The organism is Streptomyces echinatus, from assembly GCF_014203595.1.
In the GTDB taxonomy this organism is placed as follows: Bacteria; Actinomycetota; Actinomycetes; order Streptomycetales; family Streptomycetaceae; genus Streptomyces; species Streptomyces echinatus.
In genome coordinates, this window is sequence record NZ_JACHJK010000014.1 from 202,118 (window position 1) to 218,392 (window position 16,275).

Genomic DNA, 16,275 nt, shown 5'->3' on the forward strand with positions numbered 1-16,275 from the left:
GTGCGGCGGTCCTGTCGGCCGCGGGAGCGGCACCCGGGCGAGGGTGCGCGGAGGACGGCGGGCCGGTCCCGGGTCCCGACTCAGTGGCGGCCCAGCATCTCCGCGACCCGGATGAACCCGTCCGTGCCGTGGCCGAGGCCGATGACGCGGCGGGCCATGCCCTCCACGGCCCGCATCACGCCCGCGTCGATGCCGTGGGACTCGGAGACCTCCACGACATGGGCCATGGTGGAGACGGCCGAGGTGATGGGGTTGATCTCCCCGGAGTAGGTGCCGCTGTCGGCGTCCGCCGCGAACCCCTCGAACAGCGGCGGCAGGATCGCGGCGATGCCCTGCGCGAGGGGGGCCAGTTCCCGGGCGGTGACGCCCTCCGCCCGGGCGATCGCCACGGCGTGCGCGTAGCCCGCCATCGCGGTCCAGAAGATGTCGAGCAGCGCGATGTCGAAGGTGGCCGCGCGCCCGGTCTCCTCGCCCAGGTGGGTGTGCGTCCCGCCGAGCAGCTCCAGCACCGGCAGATGGCGTGCGTAGAGGCCGCTCGGACCGCTGTGCAGGAAGACGGCCTCCGGGGTGCCGATGCTGGGGGCCGGCGTCATGATCGCCCCGTCCAGGTAATCGATGCCGTGGGCGGCGGCCCACTGTGCGGTGTCCCGGGCCCGGCCCGGGGTGTCGGCGGTCAGGTTCACGACGGTACGGCCCTTCAGCGCGCGGGTGACGTCGTCAGCGCGCAGGATGGCGTCCGAGGCGTCGTAGTTGACCACGCAGACGACGGTCAGCTCCGACGCGGACACCGCCTCCTCGGCCGTCGCGGCGCCGGCCGCCCCCCGCTCGGTCAGCTCCCGGTCCTTACCGGGCGTGCGGTTCCACACCGTGGTCCGCGCGCCGGCCGCGAGGAACGCGTGCGCCAGCGAGCGGCCCATGGGACCGAGTCCCAGCACGGTGACGGCAGGAAGATTCAGCTCTGTGGACATGTTGCAACTCCCGTACGTGATCAATGTGTGCCGATGAAGCGCGGCCGGACGGCCGCGGGGGAAACCGAAGAGGTCGACGATGACGCGCAGCCGTGCCCAGGACCCGAACGTCTGCGGAGTGACCGCCGCGATAGCCGTGATCGAGGGCAAGTGGAAGACATCGCTGCTGTGGCTGCTGGAGTCCGGCCCGCAGCGCCCCGGCGAACTGCGCCGCCGGCTGCCGGGGCTGACCGAGAAGGTCCTGACCCAGGCGCTGCGCGAGATGGCGGAGGACGGCGTGGTGCACCGGGAGGCGCACGACGTGCTGCCGCCGAAGACCGTGTACTCGCTGACCGCGTTCGGCCGTGACCTGGCCACGGCGCTGGACCCCGTGGCCCAGTGGGGCCACCGCCGTCTGGACCTGCTCCGCGAGCGCGAAGCGGCGTCCTGACGCGGGGCCGCCGTCACCTCCCGTCCGTCTCCCGGCAGCCCCTGACCTCGACAAACAGCCTCTCCCGCCCGGACGGCCCTGCCAAGTACCCACAAATAAGTGGGTGTTCGACGGCCGTCGGGGCGGGCGGGGTGCTGTGGCGTCCGCACGCGAACCTAAGAGAAACCATCATTTGCCTAAAAGGTTTAGGAAGCTGCATAATCGTTTACGGCAGAGGGGAGACGTAACGATGGCGCGTGCGGGGCTGACCACCGAACGCCTGGTCCGGGCCGGTGCGGAGCTGGCCGACGAGGTCGGCTTCGACCAGGTCACCGCCTCCGCGCTGGCCCGGCGCTTCGACGTCAAGGTCGCGAGCCTGTACTCGCACCTGAGGAACTCGCAGGACCTGAAGACGCGGATCGCGCTGCTCGCCCTGGAGGAGCTGGCCGACCGGGCCGCCGAGGCACTGGCCGGCCGGTCCGGGAAGGACGCCCTCGGCGCCTTCGCGAACGTCTACCGGGACTACGCCCGCGCGCACCCCGGCCGCTACACGGCCGCCCGGCACCCACTGGACTCCGAGACGGCCGCCGGCAGCGCGGGGGTGCGGATCGCTCAGCTGACCCGGGCGATCCTGCGCGGCTACGACCTGTCCGAACCGGACCAGACCCACGCGGTCCGGCTCCTCGGCAGCGTCTTCCACGGCTACGTCAGCCTGGAGACGGCCGGCGGCTTCAGCCACAGCGCGCCGGACTCCCAGGAGTCGTGGACGCGGATCCTGGACGCCCTCGACTCCCTGCTGCGCAACTGGCCCGCGCACCCTTGAGACGCACCTCCTCCAGAAACGCAGACGGACACGATGCACACCACACCCCTCACCGCCGACCTGATCCGCGGCGCCCTCGAACTGGAGCGCACCGCGCACGGCCTGCTGCCGCACCGGCTGCCCGCCCGGGCCCGCGCCCAGTGCGCCGATCCCCAGCTGGCCCTGATGGAGGCCCAGCCCTCCGGCGTCCGCCTGGCCTTCCGCACCCGCGCCACCACCGTCGAGCTGGACACCCTGCCGATCAAGCGGGTCTACCCCGGCGTGCCGCCCCGCCCGGACGGCGTCTACGACCTGCTCGTCGACGGACGCCCGGCCGGCAGCGCCTCCCTCACCGAGGGCAGCACCCTCACCATCGACCTGGCCACGGGCGCCGCCGAGCACCGGACCGGCCCGGTCGGCACCGTGCGCTTCACCGGCCTGCCGGACACCGCCAAGGACGTGGAGATCTGGCTGCCGCACAACGAGACGACCGAACTCGTCGCGCTGCGCACCGACGCCCCCGTCGAACCCGTGCCGGACCGGGGCCGCAGGGTGTGGCTGCACCACGGCAGTTCGCTCAGCCACGGCTCCGACGCGGCCACCCCCACCACCACCTGGCCGGCGCTCGCGGCGTCCCTGGGCCGGGTGGAGCTGATCAACCTCGGACTGGGCGGCAGCGCGCTGCTCGATCCGTTCACCGCCCGTGCCCTGCGCGACACCCCGGCCGACCTGATCAGCGTCAAGCTCGGCATCAACCTGGTCAACACCGACCTGATGCGGCTGCGCGCCTTCGGCCCCGCGGTGCACGGCTTCCTCGACACCATCCGTGAGGGCCACCCCGACGCCCCGCTGCTCGTCGTCTCACCGGTGCTGTGCCCGATGCACGAGGACACCCCCGGCCCCACCGGCATGGACCCGGCCGCACTCGCCGAGGGCCGCGTGCGGTACCGGGCCACCGGGGATCCGGCCGAGCGGGCGGGCGGGAAGCTCACCCTGAGGGTCATCCGGGAGGAGCTGGCCCGGATCGTACGCGAGCGGTCGGCCGAGGACCCGGCCCTGCACCACCTCGACGGCCGGGAGCTGTACGGCGAGGCCGACTGTGCCGAACTGCCGCTGCCCGACGGTCTCCACCCGGACACCGCCGGACACCGCCGGATCGGCGAGCGGTTCGCCGCGCTGGCGTTCGCGGCGGGCGGCGCCTTCGCGCACCGCGCCGGCTGACCGCGGGCGCGCCGGCTCACACCAGGTGGGCGAAGACGACCAGGTTGTCGGTGTAGTCCCGCGCCGTGTGGTCGTAGTCCCCGGCGCAGGTGATGAGCCGGACCTCCGGTCGCGAGGCGTCCTCGTACACCCGCTCGCTGGGGAAGTCCTCCTTCGCGAAGGTCTCGGCGTCGTCCACGACGAAGTCCGCCGTGCTCCCGTCGGACCGCTCCACCGAGAACCGGTCGCCGGGCTCCAGCTCGTCGAGGTTGGCGAAGACGGCCGCCGAGGTCACCGTGTCGACGTGCCCGGCGATGATCGCGGTGCCCTTCTCGCCGGGCGCGACGCCGTCGGCGTACCAGCCCACGAGATTGGTGTCGCCGGCGGGCGGGGGCTGCAGCTGGCCCGAGTCGCCGATGGTCAGGGTGGTGAAGGGGGCGTTCACCGCGATCTTGGGAATGAGCAGGCGTGTCGGCGCGGACCGGGGAAGTTCCCCGTCGGTCCCCGGCGGTTCGGCCGACGCGGCGGCACCGGCGCCCGAGGCCCGGTGCGTCTGCGGCTCGTCGTCCGACTGGTGATGACCGCCGAACAGGCTGACCGCCAGGAAGACGGCCGCCACACCCCACAGCGTCAGCCGGCCGCCGCGGGCGGAGTCCGCGGGGGTCGAGGAGGGTTCTGCTGCCATCGGACACCACCTCACTCGGTCACGGCAGCACGGGGATCGGGGCAGGGAAGAGACGGAGCCGGGGCCGGGCGGCCCGGGGCGCAGGGGGCGCGGCCCGCCGACACGGCCGGCGCGTCGGCGGCGTCCGCAGCCCCTGCGACACAGTGGCCCGTCAGGACGCCGGCGCCCCGGCCTTCTTGCGGCGCAGCGCGTAGGCACCGGCGGCGCCTACGGCCAGCACGGCGAGACCGCCCGCGGTGACACCGGGCGTGGCGAGCGCGCCGCCGCCGGTGTGCATGCCGCCGCGCGGCTTCTCGTGCTCGTCGTCACCACCCCACTCGCTCTTGTCCCCCTTGTCACCCCTGCCACCCTTCTCACCCTTCTCACCCTTCTCGCCCTTCTCACCCTTTTCCTCGCCGCCGCCGTCCCGCTCCTTGTCCCGGTAGCTCTCGGGGTCGAACCGGCTGTCGTCCTCCCCGCCCCACTCGTCGCTGCGCACCGCGGCGAGCGCTCCGCCACCCGTGTGCATTCCGCCACGCGGTCCGTCGTGTTCCCCACCGCCGTCGCGCTTGTTGCCGTAGTCGTTGTCGTTGTCGCTGTCGTTGTCGCTGTCGGATCCCTTGCCGCGGCCGGAGTCGCTGTCGTGCTCCTTGCTGTAGGAGGAGTCGTCACGGCCGCCGTCGTGCTCGGCCGGAACTGCGAACGCGGCGGCGGGCGTCGCAAAGGCGAGGGCGGCCGCGGCGGCCGCCGTCGCCAGGAGCGTGCGGGCAGAGCGCATAGTGATGTCCTTCCGCCGTGACCGGGCAGCGGATACCTCATCAGCTGGATGGACCCGGCCTCGACATGAACCACCGTCAGTGAGGCCCCTGTCTCCCACCATCCGGGCCGCCCAGCCGTGTCACCACGCCACCCGTCTGCCCCAGCGCGCCCGCTTCGGGGCCCCTCGTACGGTCCAATCGCCGAAGCGGCCGTACAGCTGCCCGAGTGACCGAGTCGTGAGCGAGGAGTGCCCATGCCCGCGAACCCCGTCCGCGGACCGGGCGCCCGGCGGCTGCCGGCCGCGTGGGCCGCCGCCCTGGCCGCCGTCGCCGCGGTCTCCGTCCCGGCCCTCGCGGGGGCGGGTGCGGGCCCGGGGCCGGGGCCGGTGACGGAGTATCCGGTGACCACGGTGGCCGGAGCCGCTCCCGCCGGCATCACCGGCGGCCCGGACGGCGCGCTGTGGTTCGCGGAGCACGGAGCGGGCCGTATCGGGCGGGTGACGGCCGACGGCACGGTCACCGACTTCCCGACCTCCGGCCCGGACACCGGGCCGGCCGATATCGTCCAGGGACCGGACGGGGCCCTGTGGTTCACCGAGACCACCGCCGGCCGGATCGGGCGCCTCACCCCCGCCGGCGGGCTCACCGAGTTCCCGCTGCCCACGGCCGGCAGCGCCCCGGTGGGGATCGCGCTCGGCCCGGACCGGGCCCTGTGGTTCACCGAGGCGACCGGCAACCGGGTCGGCCGGATCACGGCCACGGGCCGGATCACCGAGTACCCGGTGCCCACCCCGGACGCCTCTCCCCACTCCATCGCGGCGGGCGAGGACGGCGCCCTGTGGTTCACCGAGTTGGGCGGCGGCAAGGTCGGGCGGATCACCGCCGACGGGCGCATCGCCGAGTTCCCGCTGCCCGGCGGCGCCGGCTTCCCGGCCGGGATCACCAACGGGCCGGGCGGCATGTGGCTCACCGCGTCCGGCCGGCACGCGGCCTACCGGATCGACCGCCTCGGGCACCTCACCCGGTTCCCGCTGCCCGGCGCGGACAGCCTGCCGGGCGGCATCACGCGCGGGCCGGACGGCGACGTCTGGTACGCCGACCGGACCGGCCTCATCGGGCGGATCTCCGCGACCGGCACGGTCACCGTCTTCCCGGTGCCGGACGGTGCCGACAAGGTGCCCATGGGGCTGACGGCCGGGCCCGGCCCGGCGGTGTGGTTCACGGAACTGCTCGGCAACGCCGTCGGCCGGGTCCGGGCCGGCGCCGGGTGAGGCCGGGCCCGTCCGGCGCGACGGCCGCCTCGCCGTGACCGTGCCGGCCGCCCTCGCGCAGACCCCGCTCCACGCGGGGCCGGGGCGAGTCGGCGTGCCCCGGAGCTCGGCCCCGGCACCACCTGCCACGCCGATCTCCCGAAGCCGGCACCGCGGATGTCTCCGGAAGCGCGATCGGCGGCCTGGCTGGTCGTCACCGCCGGCCCCTTGTTATGACAGCCGTCATAAAGCAGGCTGGTGCCGACGGTCCGGCAGGCGGACGCGGTGGGAGGAAACGGTGACGGACACGAGGGCACGGGCCCTGTGGGAGCGGTACGAGCCGGTGCACGATCTCGTCTACTTCGCGCCGGAGGCCCGCCGGGCGGCGGACGGCCTCGGGCTGCGCGGGTTCTGGATGGGCTACTTCGCGCTGCGCGCCGCCCCGCTCGGCGCCGCGCACCCCGCCGTGGTGACGAGCTGTTTCTACGTCTTCCATCCCTCGCGCGTGGCCCGTGCCCTGCCGGACGCCTGGGCGTACGCCGCGCCGGCGGACGCGCTGGCGGCCCGGCGGGAGGCGATGGAGGCGGCGATGACGCGGCTGTTCGGGGCGGACACCGTGGGTTCCGCCGCGTTCGCGGAGGCCGCGGACCTGGCCTGGGAGGCCGCAGCGGCCGCGGACACCACGGGCCGGGTGCTGGCCGCCGCCAACCAGGCGCTGGAGCGCCCGGACCGGCCGGCCGCGCGTCTGTGGCAGGGGCTGACGACCCTGCGCGAGCACCGGGGGGACTCCCATGTGGCGGTGCTGGTGAGCCTGGGGCTCGGGCCGGTCGAGGCCATGGTGCTCAAGGCGGCGGCCGGCGAGTCCGACGGGGCCTTTCTCCGTGAGACCCGGAAGTGGCCGGAGGCGGACTGGGCCGCGGCCGAGGCGCGGCTGCGCGCGGACGGCCGGCTCGGGGCGGACGGATCGCTCACGGCCGCGGGGCTGGCCGTGCGCGCGGAGGCCGAGGCGCTGACCGACGCGGCGGCCGAGGGACCGTGGACGGCGCTGGGCGGCGAGCGCAGCGAGCGCCTGGCCACCCTGCTGGAGCCGCTGGCCCGCGCGGTGGAGGAGGCGGAGCTGCTGCCGCCGGGGAATCCGGTGGGGCTGACCCGGGGGTCGTACCCGGCCGGACGCTGAGGCCCCTCCCCCGCCGGGCTGGGCCTCGGCCGCCCCGGGCGCGCCCCCTGAGGGTCCGTCGGCCGCCCGGGGGACTCCGGTTGCCGGAGGATTCCCACCCGCTCAGGGGACGTCCCCCACCGAAGGGGCGTCGGCAGGTGAGGGGCGTCCCCCGCCGGAGGGGCGTCGGCAGGTGAGGGGATCCCGGTGGCCGACGGGGGCTCATCGGCCGGGGAGGGCTCATCGGCCAGGCTCGTGGCCTGCGGGCGGCCCCGCCCGGGGTGCCGGGCCGGGGCGCCGTACGGGTGGCGGGGTGCCGCGGGTTACCAGGCCACCGGGAGCCGCTCGGGGATCCGCTTCATGAAGCCGGTGCGCCAGACGAGTTGTCCCGTCGGGACGGCGAGCGCCAGCTCCGGCAGGCGGTCGAGCAGGACCTCCAGGGCGATGCGGGCGTGCGTACGGCCGAGGGCGGTCGCGGGGCAGTAGTGGGCGCCGCCGCCGAAGGAGAGGTGGTCGGCGGTGTTGTCGCGGTGGACGTCGAAACGGTGCGGGTCGGGGAACTTCTCCGGGTCGAGGTTGGCTCCCTCCACCAGGACGAGGACGAGTTCGCCCGCGCGGATGCCGACGTCGCCGAGGCGTACGTCCTCCAGGGCGAGGCGGGGCAGGGCGTCGCCGATGGAGAGGTTGACCCGCAGCAGTTCCTCCACGCCCGGTCCGATCAGCTCGGGGCGGTCCCTCAGCAGGTCGCGGGCGATGGGGTGGGTGAGCAGGTAGACCAGGGCCATGGCGAGGAAGCCCGAGGTGGAGATGACGCCGGCGCCGAACAGGGTGACGCCGACGGTGGCCAGCATCTCGTCGGTGAGGTGCGCGTAGTCGGGGTCGTCGCGCAGGGCGGCCAGTTCGCCCATCAGGCCGTGCGTGGCCGGGTCGTCGAGCAGGGCCGTCATCCGGCTGATGTCCCGGTCCCAGTTGACCCGCGCGCCGGTGATCGGGCACGGGGAGTTCATGAAGGCGATGTCCAGGCTGCGCAGGAAGGCCGGGGCCTCGGTCTGCGGGATGCCGAGGATGCGGCAGTGCATCCCGGCCGAGTACGGCTCGCAGAAGGCCCCGCGCAGGTCGGCCGTCGGCCCCTCGGCGACGAGCAGGTCCACCAGGCGGTGGGCCTCGGCGCGCAGCCACTCCGCGAGGCCCGGCGCCTTGGGGTTGAGCGCCTTCATCACCGCGCGGCGCAGCCCCGCCCCGGTGATGTTGCCCATGTTGTTCACGACCTCGGGCGGGATCGTGAGCGCGTACTGCCGGGGAACGCCGGGCGCGGACGTGTCCTTGAGGGAGAACCGGTCGTCCTTGAGGACCTGCGCGCACAGCTCGTACGACGCCACCAGCCAGGCCTCGTCCCCGGCGATGGTCCGCACCCGCCGCACGGGGGTGGCGGCGCGCAGTTCCGCGACCTCGGCGGGCACCCGGGTGCCGTCCCAGGAGAACGGGAAGTCGGGCAAAGGGGGGTGGTCGGTGCGGGTGCCGGGAATGGTGATCACAGCGCGGCTCCTTCGAGGACGGCGGGGGTGACGATGGCGTGGCCCTGGTTGCGGGAGGCGCGCAGACCGGCACCGCGGGAGTACAACAGCTCGGCCATCGGCAGGAGTTGGTGGTAGCAGTTGAGTGAGGAGGGCACACCGAGAATGGCCGGGGTGTCCAGGAACAACGGGGCCTCTGCGCACACGTACTCCAGGCACACGGCGCGCTGCCGCTCGCTGGGGGTCTCGCCACGCGCTGTGAGGAAACGATTCACCAGCGCCTCGCAGACGGCACGGAAGGCACCGTCGGAGAGCAGCCGCGTCTTCAGGTGCCGGTGGATCTCCTGGTATGCGGGGTTGGTGCGGAACTCCGACATCGGATGCCAGTCCAGCCGGGTGCCGTCCGGGTCGGCCGCCGAGACCGCGTCACGGACCTTGGCGCGGACCCCGCGCAGGTTCTTGACGGCCTTGCGGTGGGCCTCGTCCGGCGGGTAGCCGGAGGCCTCGTACATCTCGGCGACGTACAGGTCGGTGTAGACGAAGTCGACCCGGTCGAAGTGGTCCAGCCCCCAGCGGGCGAGGTCGTGCAGGCGCCGGGCGGAGAAGTAGCTGTTGCCCGGGGACACACCGATCACGGCGTGTGCGCCCTCACTGAGGATGACCTCGCAGTGGGAGGTGTACGGCTGGACTTCGAAGACGTCGGCCATCAGCACGGATGCTGTGGTCACGGGGGAATCCTCCGCCGCGCGCTAGTCCCTGCGGGGCCCAGTGCCCCCGGTGTGGCCACGCGGCGCCCTCACGCTAGTCGCACTGGATCACCACGGGTAGTAACTGCCTATGTTTGGCTGAAATCCGTCGTATCAATGGTTGAAGTGCCTTACGGAGGGCCCCCCTTGCGGCCCGTACGCTGGGGCCGTGGTCAACCGACAAGAGGATCCAGGAGAGGCGGCGTCCCGGCTCACCGGACGCCGGGTCACCGGAGCCCGGCGGTCGTCGGGCACACCCGCGGAAGTAGTGCTGGACGGTGACACACCGGTGATGGTCAAGCGGGGCGACGGTCCGGGGGCGGTCCGCGCCGAGGTGGCGGGACTGCGCTGGCTGGCCGCCGCGGACGCGGTCCGGGTGCCGGCGGTGCTCGGGCACGACGAGCGCTGGATGGTGATCGAGCGGGTGCCGACGGCATCCCCCGACCCCGAGGCAGCGATGCGTTTCGGCCAGGCCCTGGCCGCCTTGCACGCGGCCGGCGCGGCTCATTTCGGGGCCCCGCCGCCCGACGGGCCGCAGGACGCCTACATCGGCCTCGCCCCCATGCGCAACGCGCCGGGCACCGACTGGCCCCGCTGGTACGCCGAGCACCGTGTGCTGCCCTATGTGCGCGGCGCGGTCGACCGCGGCACGCTCCTTGCGGCCGAGGCGGCCGTGTTCGAGCGGGCCTGCGCGCGGCTGCCCGGGCTGGCGGGCCCGGCCGAGCCACCCGCCCGGCTGCACGGCGACCTGTGGAACGGGAACGTACTGTGGGGCGCCGACGGTGAGGTCCGGCTCATCGACCCGGCCGCGCACGGCGGACACCGCGAGACCGATCTGGCCATGCTCCAGCTGTTCGGCTGCCCGCATCTCGACCGGGTGCTCGCCGGCTACCGGCAGGCGGCACCCCTGGCCGACGGCTGGCGGGACCGGGTCGCGCTGCACCAGCTCTTCCCGTTGCTGGTGCACGTGATGCTGTTCGGGCGCGGGTACGCCGAACAGGCGCTCGACGCGGCCCGGAAGGTGCTCACAGGGTGAGACGGCGGCACCGGCGCGCAGCCTGGCGGCCGCCGCGGGCGTCCTTCCAGCCGACGCCCGAACGGCCCCGCCCCGGACGATGATTACGCAGCGTAAGGAAACCAATCACCCGTTCGATTCGTATAAGGACGTGAAAGCCTAATCAGGGAGAGACCAATGCAACCGTTCACGCTCAACTACGCGCGGCCCGCTGTGCAGTTGGACGTCACCGTTCCGTACGCGTACGACTCCGGACTGCAGTTGAACGTCCTCCCGGACGGGCGTATCGCCGCCACCGACCACGCGACCCTGAGAGCTCTCGGAACCACGACGTCGACCGCCGGTTCCAAGACGCACTTCGACGACTGAGACGCGGGCTTCGAAAGATGACCGTGCTCATCCTGACCAGCCAGGAAGACGTGACGGCGGACATGGTGGTCCTCCGGCTGCGCGAGGCCGGCGTGCCCGTCGTCCGGCTCGACCCCGCGGATCTGACCAACGGGGTCGCCCTTTCGGGCGAGTACATACAGGGCACCTCCCGGGGGCATCTGTCCGTCGGCGGGCGCCTGGTGAGCGTCAACGGCGTGCGTTCCGTCTGGGTGCGCAGGCCCGGCGCCCCGGCCGCCCGCGCCGCCCAGCCGTCCGCCTGGCTCACGGAGGAGTCCTCGCAGGCGCTGTACGGCCTGCTGCGCAGCACCGCCGCCCGCTGGATGAACCATCCGGACGCCGCCCGCCGCGCCCGGCACAAGCCCTGGCAACTGCATCTGGCGCAGGGCAGCGGCCTCGCGGTGCCGGCCACCCTCATCACGACGTTCCCGCAGGCGGCACGGGAGTTCGCGGAACGCTTCCCGGACCTGGTGGTCAAGCCCGTCTCCGGGGCGCATCCGCAGGAGCCGCCCCGGGCGGTGCCCACCAGCCGCGTCGCGCCGGACGCCGACTTTGCCGCGGTGGCCTACGGGCCGACCCTGCTGCAACGGCGGGTCGCCAAGCGGGCCGACATCCGGCTCACCGTCGTCGGCGGCACCCTGCTGGCCGCGCGCAAGCCCGTCGCCCCGGACGGCCACCCGGACGACGTGGACGTCCGCTTCGCCCCCTCGGTCTCGCCCTGGCTGCCCGCCGAGGTGCCGCCGCGCGTCGCCGAGGGCGTACTGCGCTACATGGCCGGGGCGGAACTGGCCTACGGCGCCTTCGACTTCGCGGAGGACGCCGACGGCATCTGGTGGTTCCTGGAGTGCAACCAGTCGGGTCAGTTCGGGTTCGTCGAGATGGACACCGGCCAGCCGATCGCCGCCACCATCGCCGACTGGCTCGCCGGGCACGGAAGTTCGGGCGACAGGTGCGCGGAGGGCGACCGGAGCGCAGCATCGTGAAGGCGCGGGGAACGGCTCTGAGAAAGGAACGCGACATGCGCATCGGACTGCTGGGAACGGGCCCGTGGGCGAGGGCCGCGTACGCCCCGGCGCTCGCCGGGCACACCGGCCTGGAGTTCGCCGGGGTGTGGGGGCGCAGGCCGGAGGCGGCCACGTCGCTGGCGGAGCAGTACGACGTCGTCGCTTACGCCGACGTGGACGCGCTGCTGGCCGACGTGGACGCGGTGGCGGTGGCCCTGCCGCCGTCCGTGCAGGCCGAGACGGCCGTGCGGGCGGCCGCGGCGGGCCGTCATCTGCTGCTGGACAAGCCGCTGGCGGTGTCGGTCGCCGGCGGACGGGCCGTGGTGGAGGCGGTGGAGCGGGCCGGGGTGGCGTCCGTGGTGTTCTGCACCGCGCGCTTCCAGAAGGAGCCGGAGGCGTGGATCGAGGAGCAGGCCGCCGTGGCGGGCTGGTTCACGGCGCGTGCGCAGTGGCTGGGGGCGGTGTTCACGAGCGACAGCCCGTTCGCGGCCTCGCCGTGGCGGCGGGAGAAGGGCGCGCTGTGGGACGTCGGCCCGCACGCCCTGTCGGTCCTGCTGCCGGTCCTCGGCGACGTACGGCAGGTTGTGGCGGCGGCGCACGGTCCCGCGGACACCGTCCATCTGGTGCTCGACCACGCCACCGGCGCGTCGAGCACGCTCACGCTGAGCCTGACGGCGCCGCCGGCGGCGGCCGGGGCCGATGTGGAGCTGCGCGGTGAGGCGGGCGTGTCGGTCCTGCCGGGGAGCTCGGAGGGAGCGGTTCCGGCGCTGGTCCGGGCCGCCGACGCGCTGGTGCGGGCCGCCCGCACGGGCCGCCGGCACTCCTGCGACGCCGCGTTCGGCCTCCGGATCACCGAGATCCTGGCCACGGCGGAGGCCCGGCTGGCCGGCGGCACCGAGTAGACCGGCCCGGGACCGGCCGTGACCGCGGCCGGTCCGGACGGATCCGAGCCCCGGCGGGGCCGGGCCGGACGCCGGCGGGGCCGAGCAGGGACCGGGACCGAGCCGGGGCCGAGACTGAGCAGGGGCCGGGACCGGGACCGGGACCGGGACCGAGCAGGGGCCAAGACCGGGACCGGGACCGAGCGGGGCCGATGCCCGGGCCGGAAGAGGCGGACGGGGTACGCGGTGGTGGGCGTGGGCCGGAGGTGGGCCCCGGTCCACCGCGTACCCCCTGGCGCACCGGCTACGGCGCCAGCCGCGCCTCAGTCACGGCCGGCGGCGCGGGTGGCCCAGTAGTTCACGCGCTCCCGTACGACCGGATAGCCCGCCCTGGCGAAGTGCGCGGCCATCGGGGTGTTCCCCTGGTCGGTGGCGGCGGCGATGAACTCGGCGCCGTGTTCGACCAGGTGGTGGGTGCACTCGACGAGCAGGTCGTAGGCGTACCCGTGGCCGCGCTGTTCGGGCACCACGCCGATGAAGCCGACGCACGGTCCGCCGGGATTGCGGGCGGGGACATGGATGCCGACCGGCTCCCCCTCGGGGGTGCGGGCGATCTGCCACCAGCTGCGCGGGGACGGCATCCAGTGGAAGATCTCGAGTTCCTCCCGCGCCGCCTGGTCCACTCCGCCCTCCGCGATCGCCCGGCGGGCGTGGGCGTCCAGGGTGACGGAGTGGATGCGGCACAGCAGGTCGTGGAAGACGGCGTCGTCGGGTTCACCCTCGAAGACCAGACGTCCGGGCCGCTCGGGGAGCCCGTGGTCCGGGGTCCACCGGTACAGGAAGCGCTCGGTGAGCGGTTCGTAGCCGGCCCCGCGCGCGGCGGCGTCACGGGTGGCGACGGCGGCACGCCGGTGCGGGTCGTCGCGCCATCCGGTGGGCAGGTCGAAGTCGATCTCGTCGGGCTGCCAGGGCGCGGTCCGCAGCAGCTGGGCTCCGGCCTCCTCCTCGCCCTCGGCCACGTCGAGCCAGTTGATCACGAGCGGCTCGGTGTCCTCGGGCCTGCCCCACCAGGCGGCGCGGGCCACGGTACGGCCGTCGCGCAGGGCGATGCGCTGCCAGTCGGGGCGGAAGCGGGTCCGCCGGTGCTTCTCACCGAAGGCCAGCGGGTCGGGCATGGTGGCGAAAAGGTGGGCACTGCTCTCGTCGAGCGTGCGGATGACCAGGTCGGTCAAGGTTTCCTCCGGGTTCGCGTACGGTGTGCGGCGCTCCCGGTCGGATCAGACGTGACACGCCCGCGGCACGGGGAGGGGGGAGCGCTGACTGAGGGTGTGCTGCATGACGCTCGCCTCCTTCTTCCGTCCGCTTCGGGCGTGGTGCGCTGAGCTTAGACGGGCGGCCGGGCGGCCGGCCACCGGTTTATCCGCGGAGACCGCCGGCATCTCCTCGGGCCGTGTCACCGGCTCCCCCGTGGGGCGCGTCACCGGCTTTCCCGTAGAACGCGTCACCCGCTTTCCCGTGGGCGTGCCACCGGCTTCCCCGTGGGGCGGGCCAGCGGCTTTTCCATGGGGTGCGGGGCCTCGGCGGCGGCGTAGCTTGGGGATGTGGGATCGGTGCGCGACTGGCCGTCGCGCGGGCACCGGGAGCATCGCGGCTGGCTGCGGGGCGCGCCGCCGCCGTGGTGGGTACGCGTGCTGCCCGTGTTCCTGCTCGTGGCCGTGGGCACGGCCACACTGATCACGCCCCATGCGCACGACCTCGGTTTCCTGCTGGGCGCGATCCCGCCGCTGGCGGTCCTGTCGTACGGCCCGGTGACGACCGGGCTGCTCGGCCTGGGCGTGGTCATCGTGCTGAACGTGCCGGCCGCGCATCTGAACCGCCCCGGGAACACCGACCTGCTCACCATCGTGTTCGTGGTCGCGCTGAGCGTGTTCGTGTCCTATGTGCGCAGCCACCGGGACGCCCAGCTGCACACGGAGCGGGCGATCGGCGAGGCGGTGCAGCGGGCCGTGCTGCCGCCGCTGCCGGACCGGGTCGGACGGGTCCGGTGCGCGACCTACTACCGGGCCGCGCAGGACGGGACGCTGGTGGGCGGCGACTTCTTCGACGTACGGGCGGGGCCGTACGGCGTGCGCGCGGTGATGGGCGATGTGCAGGGGCACGGCCTGCGGGCGGTCGCCACGGTGGTGTCGCTGCTGGGGGCGTTCCGGGAGGCCGCCCTGGACCAGCCGGACCTGGAGTCGGTGGCGGCCCGGCTCGACCGCCGGCTGTCGGTGGACTCGGTGGACGCCCGGCACGCGGAACTGTTCGCGACGGCCCTGCTGGTGGAGTTCGCCGACGCGGCCACGGTGCGGGTGCTGGCCTGCGGTCATCCCGCGCCGGTCCTGCTGGGCGAGCACGAGGCCCGGGAGGTGTCCGTCGCGCCCGGTCCGCCGCTGGGCATCGGGCTCGTCGGCGTCGAACCGCCGAAGGAGGTCACCGTGGCGCTCCGTCCGGGCGACCGGCTGTTCCTCGCCTCCGACGGGGTGTGGGAGGCGCGGGACGCCGGCGACGCCTTCTATCCGCTGCCGCGCCGGCTGGCCACCCTGGCCGCCACCCCGTCCGCCGAGCTGCCCGCCGCGGTGTGGGAGGACCTGCTGCGGCTGCGCTACCGGGTCCGCGACGACGCCACCATGCTGGTGCTGGCCCCCGAGCCGCCCGGCACCTGAGCCCGCTCCGACGGACACGCCGCGCTCGCCCGGCGTCCGCCTCCAGGGGACGACGCCCGGAACCGGCGCCCGCGCTCACGTACGGGTGACACATCCCTCTGCTCCAACTGACGAACCGTTAGACGGAGTTCGAACGTCCCGCCACAAACGCCAGGGTGCGCCACCCCTTCCGTCGCGTAGAAATATCTACAACCATGCATATGCCGGGTTGGTGTGCACGCGCACGAAGTGCCCGGTCATGGCCTTTCCCTGCGCTGAGGCAGGCGAGCGAGGACACCCGGAGCAGTGCATGACGAACACGATGTGGATGCGGGGCGTGGAGTGGCTGGCCGCGGCGTCGGCCGACCCGCGCGCCTGCAAACGGGAGTGGGATCACGGCGAGGGCACCGCGCTGCTGGAGGCGGGCCGGTACTGGGACGTGCTGAGCGTCCCCGACCGCCTCGGCCTGCTCACCCTGGACCTGCTGTGGCAGCCGGCCCTGCCGGTGCCGGGGCCGACGCTGGTGGACACGGCGGCCGGGCGGGTCGGGTTCTTCCTGCCGCCGGACCCGTCGGGGGGCTGGGTGGGCGCCGGCCTGCGGTACGCGACCAAGGGGTCCTGGGTCGCCGTGCCGCCTCCGTACCGGCCCGCCCGCTCCCTGGAGTGGCTCGTGCCGCCCGACGGCAGCGGCGCGCTCCATTCTCCCGGCTCCCTGGAGGAGGCGTTGCGGCAGGCCAACGGGACGCTGGCGGTGCTCGCGCCGCTGTGCGGGCAGTAGCGCGGAACGCGGTGGCCGGGCGGCGGCCGCCGGTCGTCCGGCGCGCGACGCCGGACCGG

17 protein-coding genes are annotated in these 16,275 nt (G+C 74.2%); 11 read left to right on the forward strand and 6 right to left on the reverse strand.

Annotation, left to right across the window (positions count from 1 at the left end; translation table 11 throughout):
- Nucleotides 1–80: 80 nt before the first annotated feature.
- Complete coding sequence (locus tag FHS34_RS32350; RefSeq protein WP_184972086.1) at nucleotides 81–968, reverse strand: NAD(P)-dependent oxidoreductase; 888 nt, start codon at nucleotides 966–968, stop codon at nucleotides 81–83.
- Nucleotides 969–1,047: 79 nt separating this feature from the next.
- Here FHS34_RS32350 and FHS34_RS32355 point away from each other — a divergent pair, with 79 nt between their 5' ends.
- The 3 genes from FHS34_RS32355 (at nucleotide 1,048) to FHS34_RS32365 (ending at nucleotide 3,400) form a co-directional block, all read left to right on the forward strand.
- A complete protein-coding gene (locus FHS34_RS32355; RefSeq protein WP_184972088.1) occupies nucleotides 1,048–1,398 on the forward strand; it encodes a winged helix-turn-helix transcriptional regulator in 351 nt (116 codons plus the stop codon).
- Nucleotides 1,399–1,627: 229 nt separating this feature from the next.
- Nucleotides 1,628–2,200, forward strand: a complete 573-nt coding sequence (locus tag FHS34_RS32360) for a TetR/AcrR family transcriptional regulator (protein WP_184972090.1) — start codon at nucleotides 1,628–1,630, stop codon at nucleotides 2,198–2,200.
- A gap of 33 nt (nucleotides 2,201–2,233) precedes the next feature.
- Complete coding sequence (locus FHS34_RS32365) at nucleotides 2,234–3,400, forward strand: GDSL-type esterase/lipase family protein (RefSeq protein WP_184972092.1); 1,167 nt, start codon at nucleotides 2,234–2,236, stop codon at nucleotides 3,398–3,400.
- A gap of 16 nt (nucleotides 3,401–3,416) precedes the next feature.
- Here FHS34_RS32365 and FHS34_RS32370 read toward each other — a convergent pair whose 3' ends face one another.
- Both FHS34_RS32370 and FHS34_RS32375 read right to left on the reverse strand, forming a co-directional pair.
- The gene (locus FHS34_RS32370) at nucleotides 3,417–4,064 is read right to left on the reverse strand and encodes a class F sortase (protein WP_184972094.1); all 648 of its coding nucleotides are present in this window, start codon (nucleotides 4,062–4,064) and stop codon (nucleotides 3,417–3,419) included.
- A gap of 151 nt (nucleotides 4,065–4,215) precedes the next feature.
- Complete coding sequence (locus FHS34_RS32375; protein ID WP_184972096.1) at nucleotides 4,216–4,821, reverse strand: hypothetical protein; 606 nt, start codon at nucleotides 4,819–4,821, stop codon at nucleotides 4,216–4,218.
- A 234-nt stretch (nucleotides 4,822–5,055) separates the two neighbouring features.
- Between FHS34_RS32375 and FHS34_RS32380 the strand changes: the two genes are divergently transcribed.
- The gene (locus FHS34_RS32380) at nucleotides 5,056–6,072 is read left to right on the forward strand and encodes a Vgb family protein (protein ID WP_184972098.1); all 1,017 of its coding nucleotides are present in this window, start codon (nucleotides 5,056–5,058) and stop codon (nucleotides 6,070–6,072) included.
- Nucleotides 6,073–6,349: 277 nt separating this feature from the next.
- Nucleotides 6,350–7,228 (forward strand): SCO6745 family protein, encoded by an 879-nt coding sequence (locus FHS34_RS43555; RefSeq protein ID WP_184972100.1) that lies wholly within the window; start codon nucleotides 6,350–6,352, stop codon nucleotides 7,226–7,228.
- A gap of 302 nt (nucleotides 7,229–7,530) precedes the next feature.
- On the opposite strand, the gene FHS34_RS32390 is transcribed toward FHS34_RS43555, so the two are convergent.
- Nucleotides 7,531–8,742 (reverse strand): cytochrome P450, encoded by a 1,212-nt coding sequence (locus FHS34_RS32390; RefSeq protein ID WP_308288318.1) that lies wholly within the window; start codon nucleotides 8,740–8,742, stop codon nucleotides 7,531–7,533.
- The gene (locus FHS34_RS32395) at nucleotides 8,739–9,449 is read right to left on the reverse strand and encodes a cyclodityrosine synthase (RefSeq protein WP_225817661.1); all 711 of its coding nucleotides are present in this window, start codon (nucleotides 9,447–9,449) and stop codon (nucleotides 8,739–8,741) included. Before FHS34_RS32395 ends, FHS34_RS32390 begins: the two co-directional genes overlap by 4 nt.
- Before the next feature lie 187 nt (nucleotides 9,450–9,636).
- Between FHS34_RS32395 and FHS34_RS32400 the strand changes: the two genes are divergently transcribed.
- The 4 genes from FHS34_RS32400 to FHS34_RS32415 all read left to right on the forward strand — a co-directional run bounded on the left by FHS34_RS32400 (nucleotide 9,637) and on the right by FHS34_RS32415 (nucleotide 12,775).
- On the forward strand, nucleotides 9,637–10,503 hold the full coding sequence (locus tag FHS34_RS32400; protein WP_184972102.1) for a fructosamine kinase family protein: 867 nt from the start codon (nucleotides 9,637–9,639) through the stop codon (nucleotides 10,501–10,503).
- Nucleotides 10,504–10,659: 156 nt separating this feature from the next.
- Nucleotides 10,660–10,851 carry a putative ATP-grasp-modified RiPP gene (gene tgmA, locus FHS34_RS32405; RefSeq protein ID WP_146468184.1) on the forward strand — a complete coding sequence of 64 codons (192 nt, stop codon included), beginning with the start codon at nucleotides 10,660–10,662 and terminating at the stop codon, nucleotides 10,849–10,851.
- Nucleotides 10,852–10,868: 17 nt separating this feature from the next.
- Complete coding sequence (gene tgmB / locus FHS34_RS32410) at nucleotides 10,869–11,852, forward strand: ATP-grasp ribosomal peptide maturase (RefSeq protein ID WP_184972103.1); 984 nt, start codon at nucleotides 10,869–10,871, stop codon at nucleotides 11,850–11,852.
- Between the two features lie 35 nt (nucleotides 11,853–11,887).
- Complete coding sequence (locus FHS34_RS32415; RefSeq protein WP_184972106.1) at nucleotides 11,888–12,775, forward strand: Gfo/Idh/MocA family protein; 888 nt, start codon at nucleotides 11,888–11,890, stop codon at nucleotides 12,773–12,775.
- 302 nt (nucleotides 12,776–13,077) lie between these two features.
- Here the strand turns inward: FHS34_RS32415 and FHS34_RS32420 are convergent, their stop codons facing one another.
- Nucleotides 13,078–13,986: a GNAT family N-acetyltransferase gene (locus FHS34_RS32420; protein WP_184972108.1), complete on the reverse strand. Its 909-nt coding sequence runs from the start codon at nucleotides 13,984–13,986 to the stop codon at nucleotides 13,078–13,080.
- A gap of 369 nt (nucleotides 13,987–14,355) precedes the next feature.
- Between FHS34_RS32420 and FHS34_RS32425 the strand changes: the two genes are divergently transcribed.
- Nucleotides 14,356–15,459 (forward strand): PP2C family protein-serine/threonine phosphatase, encoded by a 1,104-nt coding sequence (locus tag FHS34_RS32425; protein ID WP_184972110.1) that lies wholly within the window; start codon nucleotides 14,356–14,358, stop codon nucleotides 15,457–15,459.
- 289 nt (nucleotides 15,460–15,748) lie between these two features.
- Nucleotides 15,749–16,216 (forward strand): hypothetical protein, encoded by a 468-nt coding sequence (locus FHS34_RS32430; RefSeq protein ID WP_184972112.1) that lies wholly within the window; start codon nucleotides 15,749–15,751, stop codon nucleotides 16,214–16,216.
- Nucleotides 16,217–16,275 lie beyond the last annotated feature (59 nt).